The following is a 20,296-nucleotide window of genomic DNA, read 5'->3' as shown; positions in this document are numbered from 1 at the left end:
AGTTCGGGCAAAAAAGATGCGTCAAGATGGCGTGGCTGAATTTATCAGTGCTTCCCTAGCTTCGTGCAACAGCCCCTTTTCGTATCACATCGTATCAAATCCCGAGTGCAGCAATCCACGCGTTGATCGCCATCGGTGTCTCCCCCATCTCGAAACGGCGGCCTTCCTTCATCAGCGCACCTTCTGCCGAAGGACGCAGATGCGCAGTCGTCTGCCCCATGGAACTGCCGCCCGAGGTTGCAAACGGAATGATCGTCTTACCCGTCAGATCATAGCTCTCGAGGAAGGTATTGATGATATGCGGTGCGACGTACCACCAGATCGGGAAGCCAACAAAGATGACCTGATAGGGCGCGAGGTCAAGCGGCTCACCCGCAATCGCGGGACGGCTCTGAGGATCGCGCATCTCCACACTGGAGCGGCTTTTGCTGTCGTTCCAGTTGAGGTCATCCTCGGTATACGGCACAGCGGGCACAATCTCATGCAGATCGCCGCCGATCACATCCACGATCTTGTGTGCGACCTTCTTCGTACGCCGCGAAGGAGATGCGGAAAAATAGGCAATCAGTATTTTCCCGTACATACTATTTCCTCCTTGCAAGATACTCGTAAGCGAACCCCAGATTCTCGGGCAGAATGTCCGACTCGAACATACGGTTCCACGGGAATGTCACAACAACGGTGTCGATCTCGGCGATCGGCGGCAGGTTCTCCTCGATGAAACGGTTCATCATGCGTGTCGAGCGCATGGAAACGGCGTCCATCTTCGAGCCAAGGCTGCCATAAAAACCGTCGCCGCGCAACCATGTAAGCTGGCGGGCGATGGTGTTGCGGACATTCGCCTGATATGCCCAGTCATCGAGGTAACGCGTCGTGAGGAGATGATCGATCGCATCGCCGTTCATATGACGGACGAGCATCCCCTCGCCGAGCGCAAATCCGGAGCTGTTCGTCGGCGTGTTCCAGCCGGCATACGCCTGGATCTTGTAGAGGAGTCCGCGTTTCTGCAGCTCTGCCATGAGTGCATTGTCAGCTCCGTTGGCAAAGGCAATGTCTGCGATGGCGACGGGGTATCCCTTCGCCACATAGTCCGCGACCAGATCGGCAAAATATTGCGTACCGTCACGCGGCGTACCGTCGTTGAGCACTGCGTTTGCCTCATAGGTGCGTCCGTCGGGGTTCGTGTTCACCGTGAGCACAACATCCGCCTTCTCGGGAGCGCGCACCATCATGCCGCCCGCCGCAAGTACGGCATCCGAGATCGATGTGCTGATCTTCTCATCGGAGTACGCGGGTACGGTATCCGCACCGCGTCCCCAGTTGTAGCGTGCAAAGACAAAGGGAATCTCGTGTTTCTGCTCGTTGACCGCACGCGTGAGCATGAGCAGGGCGATCTCGTCGATGCCCGCCATCGTCTGAAACCGCGTTTTGCCGAGGTCTGCTCCCGCCGCCGAAAGGTATCGGCTCTCCAGATGCGTCTGCGAGAACGGCGCATTGTCGTCACGCCCGAGGGTCAGATAGCGGAACGTATTGCGCTTGCGCAGCAGGTCGATCAGGTATTCGTTGACCGCATAGTTTTTCTCGCGGCGCCCCATCCAGTCGGCAAGTGCCTCCTGTGGGATCAGACGGCCGAGGAAGTCGTACTCCTTGCGCTCGCGGCGCGTGAGCCCCTCGACCTCATCCTTGTCACGGAGAACGGTATAGCGGAAGATATCCGCGCCGTAGCGACGGTAGTACTCCGGCTCCTCATGCCCCGATGCTTCGCCCGTGCGCGGTGTCCGCATGATCGAGCCGAACACATAGAGCGGGATCTTCGGATGGGATTTCTGCAGCCCCTCGAACCGCGCTGCTCGTTCGAGCACCTGTGCACGCGTGAAGGAATGCTTGCGCGAACCGACGAGACTGCCGTAGATCATGGCATCCGAAGAGATGACTGCCGCTTTTACCCCCGGCTGTGCGAGGTTCTGCTCCACCCATGTCCACAGCTCATCGGGATGTCCCCAGTCCTCACGATTGCCCAGCAGCTCCTGCGGCGGAACGATGATGTCATAGCCGACGTGCTGCACGACATCCGCCGTCTGCTTGCTTGAGATCGGACGACTGTCATGCGGGATAAAGACGATCTTCTCCGTGACCGATGCCCTCTTTGCCGCATCGACCGACTGCGGCAGAAGGAGCATTGCCAACATGGAAAAACAAAGTATGCGAATCAAACGAGCTCCTGTCAAAGTGCCTCTTCCTCCCCTGTGCTTCCCTCAGTACTTGATGAACGCTTCTCCTGCAAAAGTGCCTTGAGCGCATCCCGCACATCGTCGGGCACGTTCAGCTTCGTATCAAACATGATGCCGCCCTCCTGCACCGACGCGCCCTCGATCTCGATCATATCCGTCAGGCGATGCCCGTGGAACTCGGTCTGCCCCAGTTTTGATGCAGCAAGCACCTCATGAAAGTTCACATGGACTTTGTTGCCGTGAATCTCTACAGGCAGGTTCTCGGACACATCGAAACGCCCCATCATGCGCTCCACCATCGACAGCGAGACACGCGAGAACACCCATGACACAAACCCGTGGTCGGGGATGTTCTTCTCCCGCACGCGGTAGACAGCATAGGACTTGTCGCCGTCGTGAACGAACTCCTCAATGGTGCCCGACAGCTCGACCTTCTTATACTTTTTCGTCGTTGTGCACAGGAGATCCAAACGTCCATTTGCGTGCGAGCGCAGGGCGATACTGCGAATCGAGCCGTTCGTCCCGATATTCTTTGCAATCGCCTCATTCAGCACGGAGTCACGTACGAAGAGATGCCCCTCGGCAATCTGTGCCAGCGTCTCGCGATCCCATGTGTCACGCAGCACCGTGAGGGCAGGGCCATAGTCTGCAACTGCCTCACGCACGCTGCCCCAATCAATATTTTTCACCTGCTCAATGAAATTTGCAGGAATTTCAATCACCATTACTTATTCGCCTTCTCCGCTTCCGTTTTCTTCTCACGCAGTTCCTGCCAGAGGTTCTGAGCTCGCTCAAAAAGTTTCACGTCGTTCTTGCGGACTTCCTGATCGCTCATAATCTGCGAGAGCATCTGCGTCGCCCTCTCATAGTCTTCCAAACGGTAGTATGCCGCACCTGCAATGTAGAGTGCCATGCTGTCACTCATGCCGTGGATCGGGTAGTGCTCCGTCATGACCGATTTTTCGTAGAACTCGGCAGCGAGGCGCAGAACTTCCGCCTCCTTTTCATGCTCCCCCACGTCACGATAGACCCATGCCATACCCATGCAGTAGCCCGCCTTCTTTTGGAGCGTCCATCCGAGACGCTCGACAAAGTAGATGCCGAGCTTATAGGCACGAATCGCTTCCTCCACCGTACGTTCCTCATGATACGGCAGGTTGATCGTACGGCCCTCGAGGAGTTCTTGAATCTTCGCCTTATCGCGCGGACTCAGCGGCTCCTCCGTAAACTGTTTCTCGTCGGCTGCAAAGCCGCAGTGCTCACACAGCCAGATGCGATAGCGATAGGGACATACACCTTCGTAATGGACACAAAAGTCCTCATCCGTCCCCAATGTAATGAGGCGCGCCTTCAGCTTTGTCGCGTGCGTCTTTTCCCCACAGACCGGACATGGCTTCTCCACCGTATATGTATACTCGGCCATCGTACTTCCTCCCTACCGAAAAATCCCCTTCAGCATACCATAAATTACAAAAAAAAGAAAGAAGGAGACCCCGCACACTGGTGCAAAGGTCTCGCTTCATGGATATCAAAACACGCTTCTATGCCGCAGTACTTAGCGATGGTAGCGCACGCAAAGTGCCTGCAGTTTCTTTGGGTCGAGCTCAAGGAGATAGTCTTTTTTGAGACTCCAGCGCCAGTTGATGCCGACGGTGCCGGGGGTGTTCATGCGCGCGCGCTCGTCGAGGGCGAGTAGATCCTGCATGGGGATGATCGCCATGCGGGCGCGCGAGGCATACGCCGCCTTGATGAGGCGTTTGCAGATGGTTCTCGGGCGATCCGAGGTCGTGCCCGTCATGTTCGCCAGTGTCTCACGCAGCACCTCGTCGATGTCACGCGTGTACCAGCCGACGGTGGTGTTGTTGTCGTGCGTCCCCGTGTAGACGATGCTGTTCTCTGGGGTGACGAAGCCGACGCGCCCCGACTCGTTCGGTTCGAGCATGAAGTGAACGATCTTCATGCCGGGGAAGCCGCAGTCGTCGCGCAGCCGCTCGACCTCGCTCGTGATGATGCCGAGATCCTCGGCAACGATATCGAGTGTACCGAGTTCGCGCTCGATCTCATCGAAGAACGCCTTGCCCGGCCCCTTGATCCACCGTCCGTTGATTGCCGTCTCCGCCTTGCCGTCCACCGACCAGTACGCCTCAAAGGCGCGGAAGTGGTCGATGCGGATGATGTCGACCTGCTCGTGCAGCTTTTGGAAGCGGCGTTTCCACCACGCATAGTTCTCCGCCTTCATCGCGTCCCAGTTGTACTGAGGGTTGCCCCAGAGCTGCCCATTCGCAGCAAAGTAGTCGGGCGGTACGCCCGCGACCGTGCGCGGCGTCCCATCCTCGTTCAGGTCAAAGAGGTGCTGATGCGCCCATGCGTCCGCGCTGTCCTGTGCGATGAAGATCGGCATGTCGCCGAGGATTTCGATGCCCTTTTTCCGCGCATAGTCATGCAGATGGTTCCACTGGAGATGGAAGATGTACTGCTTGAAACGATCCAGCTCCACCTCGTCCTTCTGCCGCTCGGCAAGAGCTTTCAGGGCTGCGGGCTCACGATGTTTGATCTCCGCCGGCCAGTCCGTCCATGCGCAGCGGCCGTATTCCTTCTTTGCCGCATGGAAGAGCGCGTAGTCGTCGAGCCAGTACGCCTCTTTCTCACAGAATGCCTTGAACTCCTTGTCCTTTGCACTCGTCTTGCGGAATGAGTAGAACGCCTTTTCGAGCAGCTCTTTCTTGAACTGCTTGACGCGCTCGAAGTCGATGAACGCCGAGTTCGCCTCATACGGCAGGAAAAGGTCTTTCTCGCTGAGCCAGCCGTGCGCGGCAAGATCCTCGGGGTCGATCATCATGATGTTGCCCGCGAACGCGGAGATGGATTGATAGGGCGAGTAGCCATGTCCGACCGGGCTGAGCGGCAGGATCTGCCAAATCTTCTGCCCCGCTTCTGCAAGGAAGTCGAGGAAACGGTACGCCTCCTTGCCGAAGTCGCCCACGCCGTATTTCGACGGCAGCGAGGTCGGATGCAGGAGTACGCCCGCCTTGCGCTCGTAGCGGCGCGGTTCTTTGCGCTCGCGCAGGAGCAGTCCAAAGAGCGGCGGGATCTTGATGCGCAGCCGCCCGCGCTCCACCTCATAGGTGCGCGAGGGCTTGAATGCATCCTCGAACACACCGCAGGCAAAGTCGCTCACATTGATCTCGATCGTCAGCGTCTCCGTCAGGTTGCGGTTGAATGCGGCGATAAATACGCCGTCTTCCTTTTCTTGATTGAATACATCGTAGCCCGAACGGATCGTGCGTGCATATGCGATGACATCGCCCGCGCCGTAGAGCGGCAGGATTTCACCCGTGCGCAGGGCATCGTTCTCGTTGCGGACGGCGATGAACCGCTCGAACCACCCGCGAATCTCCTTGTTGCCGTGCTCCCAATCGTAGGGGCGGCGGTTGAACGGGTCTTTGAACCCCTGCATTCCGATCTCGTCGCCGTAGTAGACGCTCGGCACACCGGGATAGGTCATCTGCCAGAGTGTCGCCATGAGGAGGCGGCGCGAGCCGAGGTCGAACTGCTCCGGCGTCATGCGCACGCGCGACTGCTCGATGGCGGGCATTCCCTCATAATAGGGAACACCGGCGAGCACGGTGATCGCACGCTGCACATCATGACTGCCGATGAGGTTCATCATCGCATAGAGATTTTCCTTCGGGTAGTTCTCGATCTGGCTTGCAAGGCGTCGCGCGGTCTGATGCCCGTCAGACGCACCCGTGAGGAAGTCGAGCATGATGGTACGCAGCGGATAGTTCATCGCCGAATCCATCTCGTTGCCCGAGAGGTATTCGCGCGGTGTGCCGTACGCGACCTTGTTCGAGGCATCCTCCCAGACCTCGCCAATCATGACGGCATCAGGATTGCGCTTTTTGAGCTCGGCAAAAAACGTCTGGGAGAAGGTTGGCGGCAGCTCATCGATCACGTCGAGACGCCAGCCCGCTATGCCCTCGTTCATCCAGTGATGGAGCACACTGTCCTTGCCCGTGATAACGAAGTCCATATAGGCAGGGTCGGTCTCGTTGACGTTCGGGAGCGTGTCGAAGTTCCACCAGCAGTCGTACTCGTTCGGATAGCTGCGGAAGTGATACCACGAGTAGTACGGCGATTCCTTCGACTGGTATGCACCGAGCGATCCGTACTGCTGCTGACGGTTGAAGTAGATGCTGTTGCTGCCCGTATGGCTGAACACACCGTCCAGGATGATGCGGATGCCGCGCTGCTCCGCTGCTGTGACGAGCGCACGAAAGTCCTCGATGTCGCCCAGTACGGGGTCGATCTTGTGATAGTCCCCCGTGTCGTAGTGATGGTTGCTCTCGGACTCAAAGACGGGGTTGAAGTAGATACAGGAGATGCCAAGATCCTTCAGATAGTCCAACTTCTCCATGACACCGCGCAGATTCCCGCCGAAGAAGTCATAGGCGATGATCTCCTTCGTGTCCGGATCCTTGAGATACATAGGATCGTCCGTCCAGTCCGTACGGATGACTGCGCCCTTCTTCTTCACGATCGTATCCCCCGCACGCGCAAAACGATCGGGGAAGATCTGATACATCACGGCATTCTTGAACCAGTCCGGTGTGCGCGCCCCCTTGTTGTAGATCGTAATCTGATAGGACGCGGGCGCACTGCTGCTGAGTACACCAACACCGCCTAGCATCTCCGCATTGTTTCCGTAGAAATAGGTACCGCTCTCCGTCGTGATGATAAAGTAATACCAGACGAGACAGCCATAGTCCGGGAGGTTGAGCCACGCGGTATAAAATTTTTGCTCTCCCTGCGTGTCTCTCGTCTCAAGCGGAATCAGACGCTCCCCCGTCTGATCCTGCCACAGACGCACAAGCACCTGCTGTATGGCCTCGTAGGTACGAATGCGGATGCCAAGACGCAGACGACTCCCCGCCTCCGCCGCCCCGACAATGGAGCGGTAGTATATATTCTGCGAGTTGTGCTCCACTTGATAAGATTCCAGCATAGCACCCTCTCCTTTCCTAACGGATCACTGATAAATTCTGCACCAATCTGATGGACTTCATGTTACCAGTGATTCCTAAAACAAAACGCACAGAAACCACTGATGAATCAAATGTTCTTATTTGAACCAATTCACCAGCGGTTTCATAGGGGGTGCGTCGTAGAAGCCTCAAATAAGGTCAACTCACGCACAAATCGTTCTGCAAGGGCATGTTTCAGCTTTCGAGCAGAAGGCGCTCATAGAGCGTCTCGTACTCCTTCGCCGAACGCTTCCAGCTAAAGTCGCTGTGCATCGCCGTAAAGACGAGCTGCCGCCACTCACGCAGATTTCCATAGGCAGCAAGTGCACGCTTGATGGCATACATCATCTCGTGTGCATTGTATTCGTAGAACAGGAAACCGTTCCCCTTGTCCACGTCCGAGCGGTCGAACTGGATGACGGTATCCTTAAGGCCGCCCGTCTCGCGAACGACGGGAATCGTCCCGTAACGCATGGCGATGAGCTGACCGAGTCCGCACGGCTCGAACATCGACGGCATGAGGAAGATGTCCGATGCCGCATAGATGCGCTGTGCAAGCTCGTTCGAGAAGCGGATGTTGATCGATGCCTTGTTCGGATAGCGCCACGCGAGTTCCTTGAACCAGTCCTCGTAGCTGCGGTCACCCGTCCCGAGCAAGACAAACTGAACGTTCTCATGCTGGAGAATTTCATCCAGCACACGCACGACAAGATCCAGCCCCTTGTTCGCCACAAGACGCGTAACCATCGCGATCATCGGCACGCGGCGGTTCTCGGGAAGCCCGAGGTCGCTCTGCAGGTGCACCTTGTTGTCGCTCTTGCCCTCAACCGCCTTCTTCACGCTGTAGTTGACGTAGAGATTCTTGTCCGTCTCGGGGTTGTAGATCTCGTAGTCGATGCCGTTGACGATGCCAAACAGCTGCTCGCGACGCTTGCGCAGGAGTCCCTCAAGATGCTCGCCGTAGTAGTCGTACTGAATCTCCTCAGCATAGGTCTTGCTGACGGTCGAGACGTAGTCGGAGTAAATGATGCCCGCCTTCATAAAGTTGACTGCATCGAAGAACTCAAGGTCACCGTTGTTGAAGTACTGCCAGTCCAGTCCAAGGACATCCGTCATGACATCCTTGGGGAAGACCCCCTGATACTTCAGGTTGTGGATGGTAAAGAGCGACTTGATGCCGGCATAGCGTGCATCGTCCATATGCTCAAGCTTGAGGAATACATTGACGAGTGCGGAATGCCAGTCGTTGGAGTGAACGATGTCCGGCCAGAAATCGAGCGCAGGCAGGAGGTTGAGGACAGCGCGGCTGAAGAACGAGAACCGCTCGGCATCGTCCGGATACCCGTAGAAACCCTCGCGGTTGAAATACTCTTCATTGTCCACGAAGTAGTAGGTCACGCCGTCCAGCACGTACTTGTCAATACCGACAAACTTGTCCCGCCATGCGACGTTCAGAACCCCGTCGTAGACGTGCTCCATGGAGTTCCGAATCTCCTCGGAAATCGCGCCGTACTTCGGCAGGATGACACGGCAGTCCACCCCATCCTTTACAAGTGCGGCAGGGAGCGAGCCCGCCACATCCGCAAGACCGCCGGTCTTGACAAAGGGAACTGCCTCCGATGCTACATATAGTACCTTCATCCCAATATCCTCCTTTATCTCGCGGAGGGATGCCGTAACCATCCCCCGCGAGTTTATCATACTGTGTTTCGCAGCTTTCGTCATTCTCCTATGCAAGGCGTGCAGCGTATCTTATGCCTTTGCCGCACGCGTTTTCTTTGGTTTGTCCTCGGTCTCTGCTGCCTTTTTCCGCGCAGGTGCTTTCTTGGTCGCCGTCATGGATGCCGTCTTTGCTGCGGACTTTTCCGACGTTTTCACGGGCTTCGCTGCCGTCTTTGCAGACGTCGTTTTTTCCTCCGCCGCACTCTTTGCTGTCGGCTTCTTTGCTGCCGCCTTCTTGACGGGCTTTTCCTCCGCCGTCGCTGCGGTCTTCCGCGTCGTCTTCGCAGTCGTCTTTTTCACGGGAGCAGTGTCCCCGTCCGACTTCTTTGCCGGCGTTATACGCTTCTTTGGTGCAGTTTTCTTCGGAATCGGCTCGGCTTCGGCTTTTTTCTCCGCAGCAGCCGCCTTTGTCTTAGGCGTTACTGCTTTTTTTTTTGCAACAGCATCGACCGTCTTAGGCACTTCATGATCGGGTGTTCCCGCGCCGCTCTGCTGCTTCAAACGATAGAATGTGGTCGCCAGAGGCGGCACAGTGATGACGATGGACTGTTCACGCCCGTGGAATGCGTAGTCCTCGCTCACGATATCGCCCGCATTGAGGACGCCGCTGCCGCCGTATGCCTCCTCGTCAGAGTTGAAGACCTCGACATACGTCCCCTTCGTCGGCACGCCGATGCGGTAGCCGTGGCGCACCTCGGGCGTGAAGTTGTGGACGCAGACAATAAAGTCACTGTGATCCTCGGCGCGGCGGACGAGTGCGATAATGCTGTTCTCGCTGTCGTTGCAGTCAATCCACTGGAAGCCGTTCCAGTCGAAATCAACCTGCCAGAGAGCCTTGTTGTCCACATAGAATTTATTGAGTGCCTTCGAGTACGCAAGCATCTTCGTGTGCATCGGATACTGCTCAACGAGATGCCAGTCCATGCTGTCGTCAAAATTCCACTCGATGAAATGCCCGAACTCGCCGCCCATAAAGAGCAGCTTCTTGCCCGGATGCGCCATCCAGTAGCCGAAGAACCCGCGCAATCCCGCAAATTTCTGCCAGTAGTCGCCCGGCATCTTGCTGATGAGCGAGCACTTGCCATGCACGACCTCGTCATGCGAGAGCGGCAGAACAAAGTTCTCGGAGAACGCATACATGAGGGAGAACGTGATCTTGTCCTGATTCCACTTGCGGTAGATCGGGTCAAGGCTCATGTAGGAGAGCATGTCGTTCATCCAGCCCATGTTCCACTTGTAGTTGAAGCCCATGCCGCCCATGTAGACAGGCTTCGAGATGAGCGGCCACGAGGTCGATTCCTCCGCGATCATCAGCGCCTGTGGATGGTACTTGAAGATCGTTTCGTTGAGCTTCTTCAGGAAGTCCATCGCCTCGAGGTTGCCCGTGTCGCCGTATTTGTTCGGCTGCCACTCGCCGTCCTTGCGGCCGTAGTTGAGGTAGAGCATATTCGCAACGGCATCGATGCGCAGACCGTCGATGTGGAACTCCTCGAACCAGAACAGTGCGTTCGAGATGAGGAAGCTCTGCACCTCCGTACGCCCGTAATCGAAGTTGGTCGTGCCCCACTCCCAGTTCTCTGCACGCGTCTCGTTGTCGGATTCGTAGAGGTTCTTGCCGTCGAAGTGACGCAGCCCCTGCTCATCCTTGCAGAAGTGCCCGGGCACCCAGTCCATGATGATGCCGATGCCGTTCTGGTGCGCCGTATCGACCAGATAGCGGAAATCATCGGGCGTGCCGTAGCGGCTTGTCACGGCGAAATAGCCCGTCGCCTGATAGCCCCACGAGCCGTCATAGGGATGCTCGCAGAGAGGCATGAACTCAATGTGTGTGTAGTTCATGTCCTTGACGTAGCTGATGAGCTGATCTGCCAGCTCACGGTAGGAGAGGTAATCGCCCTCAAGCGTCCGCCGCCAAGAGCCCGCATGCACCTCGTAGGTGAGCATGGGACGCTCATAGGAGGACTCCTCCGCCTTGCGTTTCTGCCACGCCTCATCCTTCCACTCATAGTGGTTCATATCGTAGGTGCGGGATGCCGTCTGCGGCTTCTTCTCGGCATAGAACCCATAGGGATCCGCCTTCATGATGCGCGGGCCGCCCCACTGCGGCTCGATGGCGTACTTGTAAATCTCGCCTTCGCCGAGCCCCTCGACGAATACCTCCCAGATCTCGCCGTCATCCATGCGGTTCATCGGATGGATGAAGACATTCCAGTCATTGAACTCGCCGACGACACTGACCGCCTTTGCATTCGGTGCCCACACCGTAAAGCGGACGCCCTTTTTGCCGTCCTGCTCCACAAAATGCGCTCCGAGCATTTCCTGTGCATGATAGTTTGTGCCCTGATGAAAGAGGTACAGATCAAACTCACTGAGTGCGGATGTTTTCATAACGATCCCCTCCTGTATTTTCCTCGTAAAGAGTGCGGGTATCCTCCGCAATCCCGTATGGCTACGAGATGATGACGGGACGGATGCCCCAGATCTCGCGTGCATACTCGTCGATTGTGCGGTCGGACGAAAACCCGCCGGAGTGCGCGACATTCATTGCTGCCGTGCGTGCCCAGGCGTCCTTGTCCTTGAACCGCCGCATGACCTCGATGCGCGCATTGTCGTACGCATTGAAGTCCTTCAAGATAAAGAATTCATCGTTCGCGTGCAGGAGATAGTCATACAGCGAACGGAAATCTCCGTAAGTGCCGTCGACGAGTTGGTTCATCACCGTGCGTATCTTCTCGTTCGTGTGATACTCATCCCACGCCGAATACGCGCCCGTCGCATAGTAGTTCATGACTTCCTCCGCCTTGAGGCCGAAGATGACGCAGTGGTCATTGCCGACTGCATCACGGATCTCGACGTTCGCGCCGTCGAGCGTTCCAAGTGTGATCGCTCCGTTCATCATGAACTTCATGTTGCCCGTCCCCGACGCTTCCTTTGATGCCGTCGAGATCTGCTCGCTGACATCCGCTGCGGGATAGACCAGCTCGCCGATGGAGACACCGAAGTTCTCGATGAAGATGACCTTCATGAAATCGTTGACGCGCTTATCCTTGTTGATGCGGTCAGCAACGACATTGATGAGGCGGATCGTCTCCTTCGCGATGTAGTAGCCGGGCGCCGCCTTGCCGCCAAAGAAGTAGGTCACAGGCTGCGTGAGGAAGGACGGCTCGCTGAGCGCACGATGGTAGCGGTACATGATGTGCAGAATGTTCATCAGCTGCCGCTTGTAAGAGTGAATACGCTTGACCTGGATGTCGAACATCGAATCCGGGTCGAGCTTCACGCCGTTGTGCTGTTCAATATAGTGCGCGAGGCCCTCACGGCGCAGATGCTTGATCTTCATGATCTGCTCGCGGAAGTTCTTGTCCGCGACATGGTCATGCAGTCCGTCCATCTTCTCGGGATGGCGATGCCACTCACGGCTGCCGAGTGTATCGTCGATCAGTGCGGCAAGCTCGGGATTCGCCCCCATGAGCCAACGGCGATGCGTGATGCCGTTCGTCTTGTTGTTGAACTTGCGCGGCGTATAGTCATAAAAATCCTTGAGCGTTGTGGATTTCAGGATACCCGTATGGATCTTCGCAACGCCGTTGACGCTGTGCCCGCCGACAATCGAGAGACGCGCCATGTGAATCACGCCGTCCTGAATGATGGAGAGCGCACGCACCTTATCCTCATTGTTTGGATAGCGGCGGCGTACCTCCTCAAGATGGCGGCGGTTGATCTCGTCGATGATCATGTAGATGCGCGGCAGGAGCGGGCGGAACATGTCAATGCCCCACGTCTCAAGTGCCTCGGGCATGATCGTGTGGTTTGTGTAGCCGATCGTGTCGCGCGTGATCGCCCACGCATCCTCCCATGTCAGCTCCTCCTCATCGACGAGGACGCGCATGAGCTCCGCCACGCAGAGCGCGGGATGCGTGTCGTTGATGTGAATGCCAATCTTCTTGCCGAAGTCGTAGATGCTCATGCCCGTCTTCTTGTAGTGACGGACAATGCTCTGCACACCTGCCGAAACGAAGAAGTACTCCTGAATGAGACGCATACGGCGCCCCTCAAACGTACTGTCGTCCGGATAGAGATAGCGCGTAATCGACTCAACAAAACTGCGGTAGTCGTTGCGCTGCTGGATCTGCTCATGCGTCAGCATACCGTAGTCGGAGAAGTCGCGGTTGACCTCGGCGTTCCACATGCGCAGCGTGTTGACCGTCGCGTTGTGGTAGCCGACAATCGGCATATCATACGGCACTGCCATGACGATCATCGGGTTCTCATGGACAAGCTCCAGTTTGCCATTCCCCATGTCGCGCATATAGGCGTTGCCGCCAAACTTGACATCGACGGACTTGTCCGGCTTGCGGTACTCCCATGCAAAGCCGTCGCGCAGCCAGTTGTCGGGAATCTCGACCTGATTGCCGCCGACAATCTTCTGCTCGAAGAGCCCGTACTGATAGCGGATCGTGCAGCCATGCCCCGGGAGACGATGCGCCGCGAGTGAGTCAATGAAGCACGCTGCAAGGCGACCGAGGCCGCCGTTGCCGAGACCTGCGTCCGGCTCTGCCTCGTACGCATCCGAGAGGTTCAGCTTGAAGTCCCCAAGGACTTCCTTCAGAGCCTCCTCAATGCCGAGGTTGATAAGGTTGGATTTCAAGAGGCGGCCGAGCAGGAACTCAATGGAGAAGTAGTAGATCTGCTTCTCCTTGCGCTCGCCATACTGCTTGTTCGTCTTGATCCAGTTATCCGAGATGGACTGCTTGGCGGTTGCTGCGATTGTCTTGTAGATCTCAACCTCCGTCAGTTCCTCTACCTCGCGTCCAAACATCACATGCGCGGTTGTGATAAAACGGCTCTTGAGGATCTTTTTCATCGTCTCGAGAGCTTTCCCTGTCGGTCGGTTGACCTGATCCTTCTGTGCCAAATCGTCCACTCCTTTTCCAAACTTCTCTTGTCTCCCCCGACCTTCTTTCCTGCACACGGCAGACCCCCGTAAGAAGTATCAGAAACAAGAAGCCGTTATAGTCCTTCCCCGCTCCGAACATCGGAGCGGGGAAGGAATCGCTAACGGCAAAATAAACAGATTTCTTTTAGATTGTGATATTCTTCTTGATCACCAGCGGATACTCTGCAGCGCCCTTCAGCCACTTCTCCGCCGTGATGGTGACGTTCTTGTCGCAAATGACATTTTCGATAAGTGCGCCATCCTGAATGTCACATTTCTGCATGATGATCGAGTTGCGGATCTTCACATCCTTGCCCACCTTGACCCCGCGGAACAGAATACTGTTCTCCACCTCCCCGCGTACAATGCAGCCGTTCGCGATGAGGGAGTTCGTGGCCTTGGCAGTCTCCTTGTACTGCACGGGTACGCCGTCCTTGATCTTCGTGTAAATCGGACGCTCCCCCATGAAAAGGTTTTGCCAGACATCAGGATCGAGGATCTCCATATTCGCCCGATAGTAGGTCGACATGGAGTCCACGTGCGCCATATAGCCGTCATGCTCGTAGGCAAACATCGAATAGTCGCCTGCGCGGCGGATGATGCCGTCCAGCATGAAGTCGACCCCCCCACGCTCATAGGCATAGCGGACAATCTCAACGAACGCACGCTTGTCCATGAGATAGATGCCCATGGAGACTTTCATGCCCTGGTAGGCGACCGGCTTCTCCGCAATATCAAGGACAAGCCCCGTCTCTGCCGTATCGAGCACGATGTTGTTGCCCGTGTTCTCGTCAATCGTCGTATGCGAGACGAGCGTGATGTCCGCGCCTGTGTTCTGATGAAAGCGGAGCACCTTGTTGAAGTCAATATTGTAGACAAAGCTGCCGTTCGCAAGCAGGATGTAGCGCGAAGACGTATGCTCAATGAAGTCGAGGTTATAATAGAAGTTCTTGAGATCACCCTTGTGACGCTGTGCATCGTCCTGTGCCGCCGGCAGGTAGAAGAGTCCGTCATGGCGGCGCGCCAGATCCCAGTCCTTGCCCGAACGCAGATGATCGAGCACCGAGCGCGGCTCATCGGGGAGCATAATCCCGACCTTAATAATGCCGGAGTTGACCATGCTCGAGAGAGCAAAGTCAATCAGACGATAGCGTCCGGCGAAGGGAATGGATTCAACGGCACGCCGATCGGCGAGCTCACGAATGAGACTGCCGTCCTCCTGCAGGTTGATGAGACCCATCACGCTGTTCATTGTATGTTCACTCCATTCTCTTCCTATGGCTCAGCCGACACGCTGCTCGGTCGAGGCAGCCGTCACCGTCTCTCCCTCGGGGATGACCGTGATCTGCGTCTCCTCACCGATGACTTGAGCGCCCGCCTCGATGACGGAATTCTGCGCGAGAATCGCATAGTCCACGACCGCACCGTCACCAATGACTGCCGACGGAAGCAGGACGGAGTTGCGAACCACAGCCCCCTTGCCGACACGCACACCGGGGAAGATCACGGAGTTCTCGACCGTACCGAGGATCATGGTGCCCTCGCTGATCATCGAGCGCGTGATCTTTGCCTCCTTGCCGACGAACTGCGGCGGCATGGACGGGTTGAACGAGTAGATGCGCCACTTGCCCGAAAGCTCGAACGGCGGCTCGTCCTGCAGGAGATCCATGTTTGCCTGCCAGAGGCTCTCAATCGTGCCGACATCCTTCCAGTAGCCGTTGAAGGCGTAGGAGTAGAGACGTCCCTCATCCGCGAGCATCTTCGGAATGATGTCCTTGCCGAAGTCATGGCTCGAGGTCTCGCTCTTTGCATCTGCAGTGAGGTACTCGGCAAGATAGTCACGGTTGAAAATGTAAATGCCCATGGAAGCAAGATTGCTCTTCGGCTTCGCCGGTTTCTCCTCAAACTCGACAATGCGTCCGGTCTCGTCCGTGTTCATGATGCCAAAGCGCGGTGCCTCGTCCCACGGTACTTCAAAGACGCCAATCGTCGCCTGTGCCTTTTGCTTTTTGTGGGTCTCGAGCATCCATGCGTAATCCATCGTGTAGATGTGGTCGCCCGAGAGGATGAGCACATAGTTGGGATCCGCCATGTCAATAAAGTTGAGGTTCTGGTAGATCGCATCCGCCGTACCGCGATACCAGTCTGCTCCCTTCTCGCGCGCATAAGGCGGCAGGACGAAAAGTCCCCCGTCACGCTTATCGAGGTCCCATGCACTGCCCGAGCCGAGGTACTGGTTCAGCTCCAACGGACGATACTGCGTCAGAACGCCGACCTTTTCGATACCGGAGTTCACGCAGTTGCTGAGAGGAAAGTCAATGATGCGGTATTTCCCCCCGAACGGAACCGCCGGTTTTGCGACGCGCTTCGTGAGCGCACCAAGGCGGCTGCCTTGTCCGCCTGCCAGGATCATTGCCAAGCACTCTGTTTTTCTCATAGATATTTCTCCCCTCACGGATACCGAACGGTACCCCCAACATATATGCAATGGCAAAACAATTGGGCTTGCCGTACGCCCTTCCGTTTCGCCGTATTCCTGCCGATTTCAATGAGTTTGCACTCATTTCGTCGCTTTTTCCTTCCTTTACTCACTTTATGATACTTAGTTAATTCGATAAACAACCCGAATTTCCTGCAAGTTCTCGCAGTGCTTTCAGTCTTTTTTCAAATTTACCATAAAAGAGAGAAGGACTTTTGTACTTGTCATTTTTTGTATTTATCGTACGATTATTGTACCCTATGTTTGCCCGCGAATCAAGAAGTTGAGGAAGAAAAATTTACAGAAAACAATCTGCCGTATGTTCAAAACCTTTCAAATTTATGCATTGTTCATCTCGTGAAAAATCGGGGTGATGAGTGCCGCATACATCTGTGTCATCTCCCTCGGAGTCTGACGGCAACCGCCCTGCATCCACCACTCCACCATCAGCATGAAGCTGCCCGTAATGTGGTGGATGAGAAAGTCCTCGGGCAGACGGTGCTCACGCAGGAGCACATTGCCGCGTGCACGCAGTGTCTCACCGAGCTTCTCGCGAAAATAGCGGAGAAAGATGTCACGGCTCTCGCAGGTCAGGAGGCTGCGGATATTCTTCTGCTGATCCTGCATATGATAGAGCATATGCGAGACGATCGCTGCGGGATTGTCACGGCCACGGGAGAAGTCATGACTGCCCTCATCCGCAACATCCTCAAGGACATGCGCAAACATATCCTCGCACATCGCACGCAGCAGTAGATCCTTTGTCTCGAAATGCGTGTAAAACGTGCTGCGCCCGACATCCGCCGCCTCGATGATGTCCTGCACAATGATATTCTCGTACCGCTTGCGTGCAAGGAGTTCCTGAAATGCAGCAAGAATTGCCTGTCTGGTCTTTTTACGACGTCGCTCCATCGTGTATTCCTTCCATCTGTCATATGGATATGAACATATTTTGTATTTTGTCCAATAACGGACATTCACATCGAACTGTTTCTTACGTTTTTTTCTCGCTTATTGTACTATATGTTCAAAACTGAAACAAGTTCGTCTTTTGCAAATAGAGTCATTCCAAGGAGGTTTTTCCATGCTGAATGAATCATCGGAAAACAAAAAATTCCTGACGGGCATTGCGGCTCTTCTGTGCTTTGCCGTGCTCATCTACTGGGGTACGGGTGAGATGGTACGCGCCGTGACCGCCATCATCGCGTTCAGTCCCTGCGCCTATCTCCTCACAGGATCGACCGCCGCGGCAGGTGCCGAGCTCAGCCTCGCGCGCCGCAGCATTTTCGTTCGTACGAGCGGCGTACTGACACATCTCGGACGCACGGAAACGATCGTATTTGACTGCAATGCGCTGAGCCGTATGCGCAGCATCGACACCGATTTCCCGCGCATCGTCACCACGCTCCGTCACATGGGACTGCATCCCGTCCTCCGTATGGGCGACGACGCAGAGACAGTGGCACGCATCGGCGCGGCGGCCGGCATCTCAGATCTTCGCAGCGATGCGGATATGGAGCGTGCATCAGCGTCCTCCGCCGCACCTATCGCTCTTGTGCATTTTCACCAGTGCGCGGCACACGGCAGCAGCATCCGCATCGCACTGAGCGGCAGCACATCCGCCGCCGATGCGGTCATCCTCGGCGACGATCTACACGCGCTCCCCGTGCTCGTCCGCATGGCACGCCGCACGCGCGGAAAGATTGAGCAGAACGAAATTTTCGGCAACACGCTCGGTCTCATCGGCGTCGGGCTCGCTGCGGCAGGCATTCTGACCCCCGTCTCGGGCGCACTCTGGCATGCGGCATCCGCGCTCATCCTCCTGCTCAACGCCGCGAGTCTCCGTTCCGTCGGTGAGCGCGAAAAAAAATTTGCATTTTAGAATGTCGTGTGATAGAATGACCCAGTACATTTTTCGTTGAGGGGGTGAACGATTTGCCAAACATCAAGGCATCCATTCTGAGTGTAAAGTCTGACGCCAAGCGCCGTGCCCGCAATGTTGCGGAGAAGACGCGCGTCCGCCGTGCGATCCGCAGTGTCAACGACGCTGTTGCTGCCGGCAACGCTGACGAGGCGAAAACCCTCCTCGTTGCGGCATACAAGTCCATCGATCAGGCGACTGCGAACAACGTCTATCACAAGAACGCTGCAGCACGCAAGAAGTCGCGTCTTGCCAAGAAGGTAAATGCGCTGGCACAGTAGGCATAGAAAACGCCATTCCGTTTGGAATGGCGTTTTTTGTTGCTCGTTTTTCCGTTTTCTCAGACAATCTTTTTGAAGATGTAAAACCCGACGAGAGCCTGCACAATGCAGAGTGCGGCAATCATACCGAATGCCGTCATGAGATTCGTCTGAGCCGAGACAAAACCAATCGCGGCAGGGCCTGCGAGAATGCCGAGATAGCCCATCGTGCTGACGGCGGAGACCGCCGTACCGACGGGCATGACGCTTTGCCGTCCCATGAGCGAAAAGAATACGGGCACAATATTCGCGCTGCCGATGCCGATGGCAAAGAATCCGAGATAGAGGAGTGTGTTCACAGGCGCGAACATGACGAGCAGAATGCCGACGAAGGCAAGGAGTGCGCCACCGACGGCGACAGGGAACTGTCCGATACGCTGAATGACGTGATCGCCAAGGAAGCGCATGAGGAGCATCGCCCCTGAGAATACAGAGAATCCCATCCCCGCGAGTGAGAGATCCATGCCGCGCACCGTTGTCAGGTAGACACCGCTCCAATCCATGACTGCGCCCTCACTGAGGAAGGCAATGAACGCCGTCACGCCGACAAAGGCGACAATGCCGCGCGGAATCGCAATGAGCGAGCCGCCGCCCCCGCCGCCATAGGGGATGAGATGTCTGCCAAACACCGCCGTCAATGCGAGCATCAGCACCGCCGCAATCAGCGTCGACTGAAACGCCGTGAACCCCGCCAAACCGACCCACACACCATACAGCCCCGCACCGACGAAGCCGCCAAGACTCCAGAATCCGTGCATACCGCTCATGATGCGCCGCCCGATCCCCTTCTCCACGATGACCGCCGCAACATTGATGACGACATCAATACAGCCCATGAGCGCACCAAAAAAGAGAATCACAGGCACGGCGATCCAGAAGGAATCCACGAAACAGATCGAAAGCAGGACGGCAGCATATATAACTCCTGCAGTTATGAGCACACGACGACAGCCGAGGCGTGCCGAGAGCGCCCCCGAAAGGGGCATGGTCAGCAGCGATCCAATGCCAATGCAGAGCAGCAGCAGTCCGAGCGTATCGTCCCCGATTGCAAGCCGCTCACGGAGAAGCGGCACGAGCGGTGCCCATGACGCCGAACCAAATCCCCCGATAAAGAAAAACACACGCGTCGCATTCACCTCACGCATGCCGATCTGTTTTTGCTCTCCCATCATCGTTTCCATATACATCATCTCCCATCCCCGCTCCATCCCCACGGGACGCTGAAAAACTCCTGTCATTCTATCATAGGCGTTCAAAAATACAAGTGATGTTGTATAAATAAATTTGACAACTTCTTCGCAAGGATTTTAGGGAATCGCTGATAAAATGAAGTCTGCCAGATTGGTGCAGATTTTTTGTCCGAACAAGGTGGAAAACCGGACGCAGAGTGGTGCTCTGTGGAGGATTTTCCGCCGAAGCGCGGGCAAAAAAGATGCGCCAAGATGGTAGTGCTGAATTTATCAGTGCTTCCCTAGGGCACAGTGCGGGCAAAAGCAACTGGGTCGCGACCCATACAAAGAAGGGGCGTTGTACGAAGTTTTCGCTTCGTACAACGCCCCTCTTTACTTATCTTGTTTAGGGAAGCACTGATAAATTCAGCGATTCCTTAGAACGCCCAGCTGACATGTGCGCTGCCGGTATAGCCGTGACGCTTGCCCTGCCA

Annotated in this window: 14 protein-coding genes; 2 read left to right on the top strand and 12 right to left on the bottom strand. The window is 56.1% G+C overall.

The genetic code is table 11. The features are described from left to right. Window positions 1–94: 94 nt before the first annotated feature. The 11 genes from ACO6BQ_RS07370 to ACO6BQ_RS07320 form a co-directional block, all read right to left on the bottom strand. Window positions 95–583, bottom strand: coding sequence for a flavodoxin (locus tag ACO6BQ_RS07370; RefSeq protein WP_489120228.1), 489 nt, complete (start codon window positions 581–583; stop codon window positions 95–97). A 1-nt stretch (window position 584) separates the two neighbouring features. Next, window positions 585–2,189 (bottom strand): DUF4127 family protein, encoded by a 1,605-nt coding sequence (locus ACO6BQ_RS07365; RefSeq protein ID WP_489120230.1) that lies wholly within the window; start codon window positions 2,187–2,189, stop codon window positions 585–587. A 35-nt stretch (window positions 2,190–2,224) separates the two neighbouring features. Beyond that, on the bottom strand, window positions 2,225–2,956 hold the full coding sequence (locus tag ACO6BQ_RS07360; RefSeq protein ID WP_489120227.1) for a hypothetical protein: 732 nt from the start codon (window positions 2,954–2,956) through the stop codon (window positions 2,225–2,227). Continuing rightward, window positions 2,956–3,654: a DUF2225 domain-containing protein gene (locus tag ACO6BQ_RS07355; protein ID WP_489120226.1), complete on the bottom strand. Its 699-nt coding sequence runs from the start codon at window positions 3,652–3,654 to the stop codon at window positions 2,956–2,958. Before ACO6BQ_RS07355 ends, ACO6BQ_RS07360 begins: the two co-directional genes overlap by 1 nt. Before the next feature lie 132 nt (window positions 3,655–3,786). Beyond that, complete coding sequence (gene malQ / locus ACO6BQ_RS07350) at window positions 3,787–7,236, bottom strand: 4-alpha-glucanotransferase (RefSeq protein WP_489120225.1); 3,450 nt, start codon at window positions 7,234–7,236, stop codon at window positions 3,787–3,789. 214 nt (window positions 7,237–7,450) lie between these two features. Further along, complete coding sequence (glgA, locus tag ACO6BQ_RS07345) at window positions 7,451–8,896, bottom strand: glycogen synthase GlgA (protein ID WP_489120224.1); 1,446 nt, start codon at window positions 8,894–8,896, stop codon at window positions 7,451–7,453. Window positions 8,897–9,007: 111 nt separating this feature from the next. Then, window positions 9,008–11,365, bottom strand: coding sequence for a 1,4-alpha-glucan branching protein GlgB (gene glgB, locus ACO6BQ_RS07340; protein WP_489120223.1), 2,358 nt, complete (start codon window positions 11,363–11,365; stop codon window positions 9,008–9,010). 61 nt (window positions 11,366–11,426) lie between these two features. Beyond that, complete coding sequence (locus ACO6BQ_RS07335; protein ID WP_489120222.1) at window positions 11,427–13,892, bottom strand: glycogen/starch/alpha-glucan phosphorylase; 2,466 nt, start codon at window positions 13,890–13,892, stop codon at window positions 11,427–11,429. Window positions 13,893–14,058: 166 nt separating this feature from the next. Then, a complete protein-coding gene (gene glgD / locus ACO6BQ_RS07330; RefSeq protein ID WP_489120221.1) occupies window positions 14,059–15,165 on the bottom strand; it encodes a glucose-1-phosphate adenylyltransferase subunit GlgD in 1,107 nt (368 codons plus the stop codon). Between the two features lie 30 nt (window positions 15,166–15,195). Continuing rightward, window positions 15,196–16,350, bottom strand: coding sequence for a glucose-1-phosphate adenylyltransferase (locus tag ACO6BQ_RS07325; RefSeq protein WP_489120220.1), 1,155 nt, complete (start codon window positions 16,348–16,350; stop codon window positions 15,196–15,198). A 381-nt stretch (window positions 16,351–16,731) separates the two neighbouring features. Continuing rightward, entirely contained in the window at window positions 16,732–17,304 is a 573-nt protein-coding gene (locus ACO6BQ_RS07320; RefSeq protein WP_489120219.1) for a TetR/AcrR family transcriptional regulator, read from the bottom strand. A 172-nt stretch (window positions 17,305–17,476) separates the two neighbouring features. Here ACO6BQ_RS07320 and ACO6BQ_RS07315 point away from each other — a divergent pair, with 172 nt between their 5' ends. Both ACO6BQ_RS07315 and rpsT read left to right on the top strand, forming a co-directional pair. Further along, entirely contained in the window at window positions 17,477–18,274 is a 798-nt protein-coding gene (locus ACO6BQ_RS07315; RefSeq protein ID WP_489120218.1) for a hypothetical protein, read from the top strand. A gap of 53 nt (window positions 18,275–18,327) precedes the next feature. Next, window positions 18,328–18,594 carry a 30S ribosomal protein S20 gene (gene rpsT, locus ACO6BQ_RS07310; protein ID WP_489120217.1) on the top strand — a complete coding sequence of 89 codons (267 nt, stop codon included), beginning with the start codon at window positions 18,328–18,330 and terminating at the stop codon, window positions 18,592–18,594. Window positions 18,595–18,653: 59 nt separating this feature from the next. Here rpsT and ACO6BQ_RS07305 read toward each other — a convergent pair whose 3' ends face one another. After that, window positions 18,654–19,802, bottom strand: a complete 1,149-nt coding sequence (locus ACO6BQ_RS07305) for an MFS transporter (protein ID WP_489120229.1) — start codon at window positions 19,800–19,802, stop codon at window positions 18,654–18,656. Window positions 19,803–20,296 lie beyond the last annotated feature (494 nt).

This window comes from Centipeda sp. (in: firmicutes) (assembly GCF_057271695.1).
This window is presented reverse-complemented; position numbering and strand designations above follow the sequence as displayed.

Bases quoted from the DNA above. Each gene is read 5' to 3' on its own strand.
- ACO6BQ_RS07370 (WP_489120228.1), bottom strand. From the start codon at position 583: ATGTACGGGAAAATACTGATTGCCTATTTTTCCGCATCTCCTTCGCGG.
- ACO6BQ_RS07365 (WP_489120230.1), bottom strand. From the start codon at position 2,189: ATGTTGGCAATGCTCCTTCTGCCGCAGTCGGTCGATGCGGCAAAGAGG.
- ACO6BQ_RS07360 (WP_489120227.1), bottom strand. From the start codon at position 2,956: ATGGTGATTGAAATTCCTGCAAATTTCATTGAGCAGGTGAAAAATATT.
- ACO6BQ_RS07355 (WP_489120226.1), bottom strand. From the start codon at position 3,654: ATGGCCGAGTATACATATACGGTGGAGAAGCCATGTCCGGTCTGTGGG.
- malQ (WP_489120225.1), bottom strand. From the start codon at position 7,236: ATGCTGGAATCTTATCAAGTGGAGCACAACTCGCAGAATATATACTAC.
- glgA (WP_489120224.1), bottom strand. From the start codon at position 8,896: ATGAAGGTACTATATGTAGCATCGGAGGCAGTTCCCTTTGTCAAGACC.
- glgB (WP_489120223.1), bottom strand. From the start codon at position 11,365: ATGAAAACATCCGCACTCAGTGAGTTTGATCTGTACCTCTTTCATCAG.
- glgD (WP_489120221.1), bottom strand. From the start codon at position 15,165: ATGAACAGCGTGATGGGTCTCATCAACCTGCAGGAGGACGGCAGTCTC.
- ACO6BQ_RS07325 (WP_489120220.1), bottom strand. From the start codon at position 16,350: ATGAGAAAAACAGAGTGCTTGGCAATGATCCTGGCAGGCGGACAAGGC.
- ACO6BQ_RS07320 (WP_489120219.1), bottom strand. From the start codon at position 17,304: ATGGAGCGACGTCGTAAAAAGACCAGACAGGCAATTCTTGCTGCATTT.
- ACO6BQ_RS07315 (WP_489120218.1), top strand. From the start codon at position 17,477: ATGCTGAATGAATCATCGGAAAACAAAAAATTCCTGACGGGCATTGCG.
- ACO6BQ_RS07305 (WP_489120229.1), bottom strand. From the start codon at position 19,802: ATGGGAGAGCAAAAACAGATCGGCATGCGTGAGGTGAATGCGACGCGT.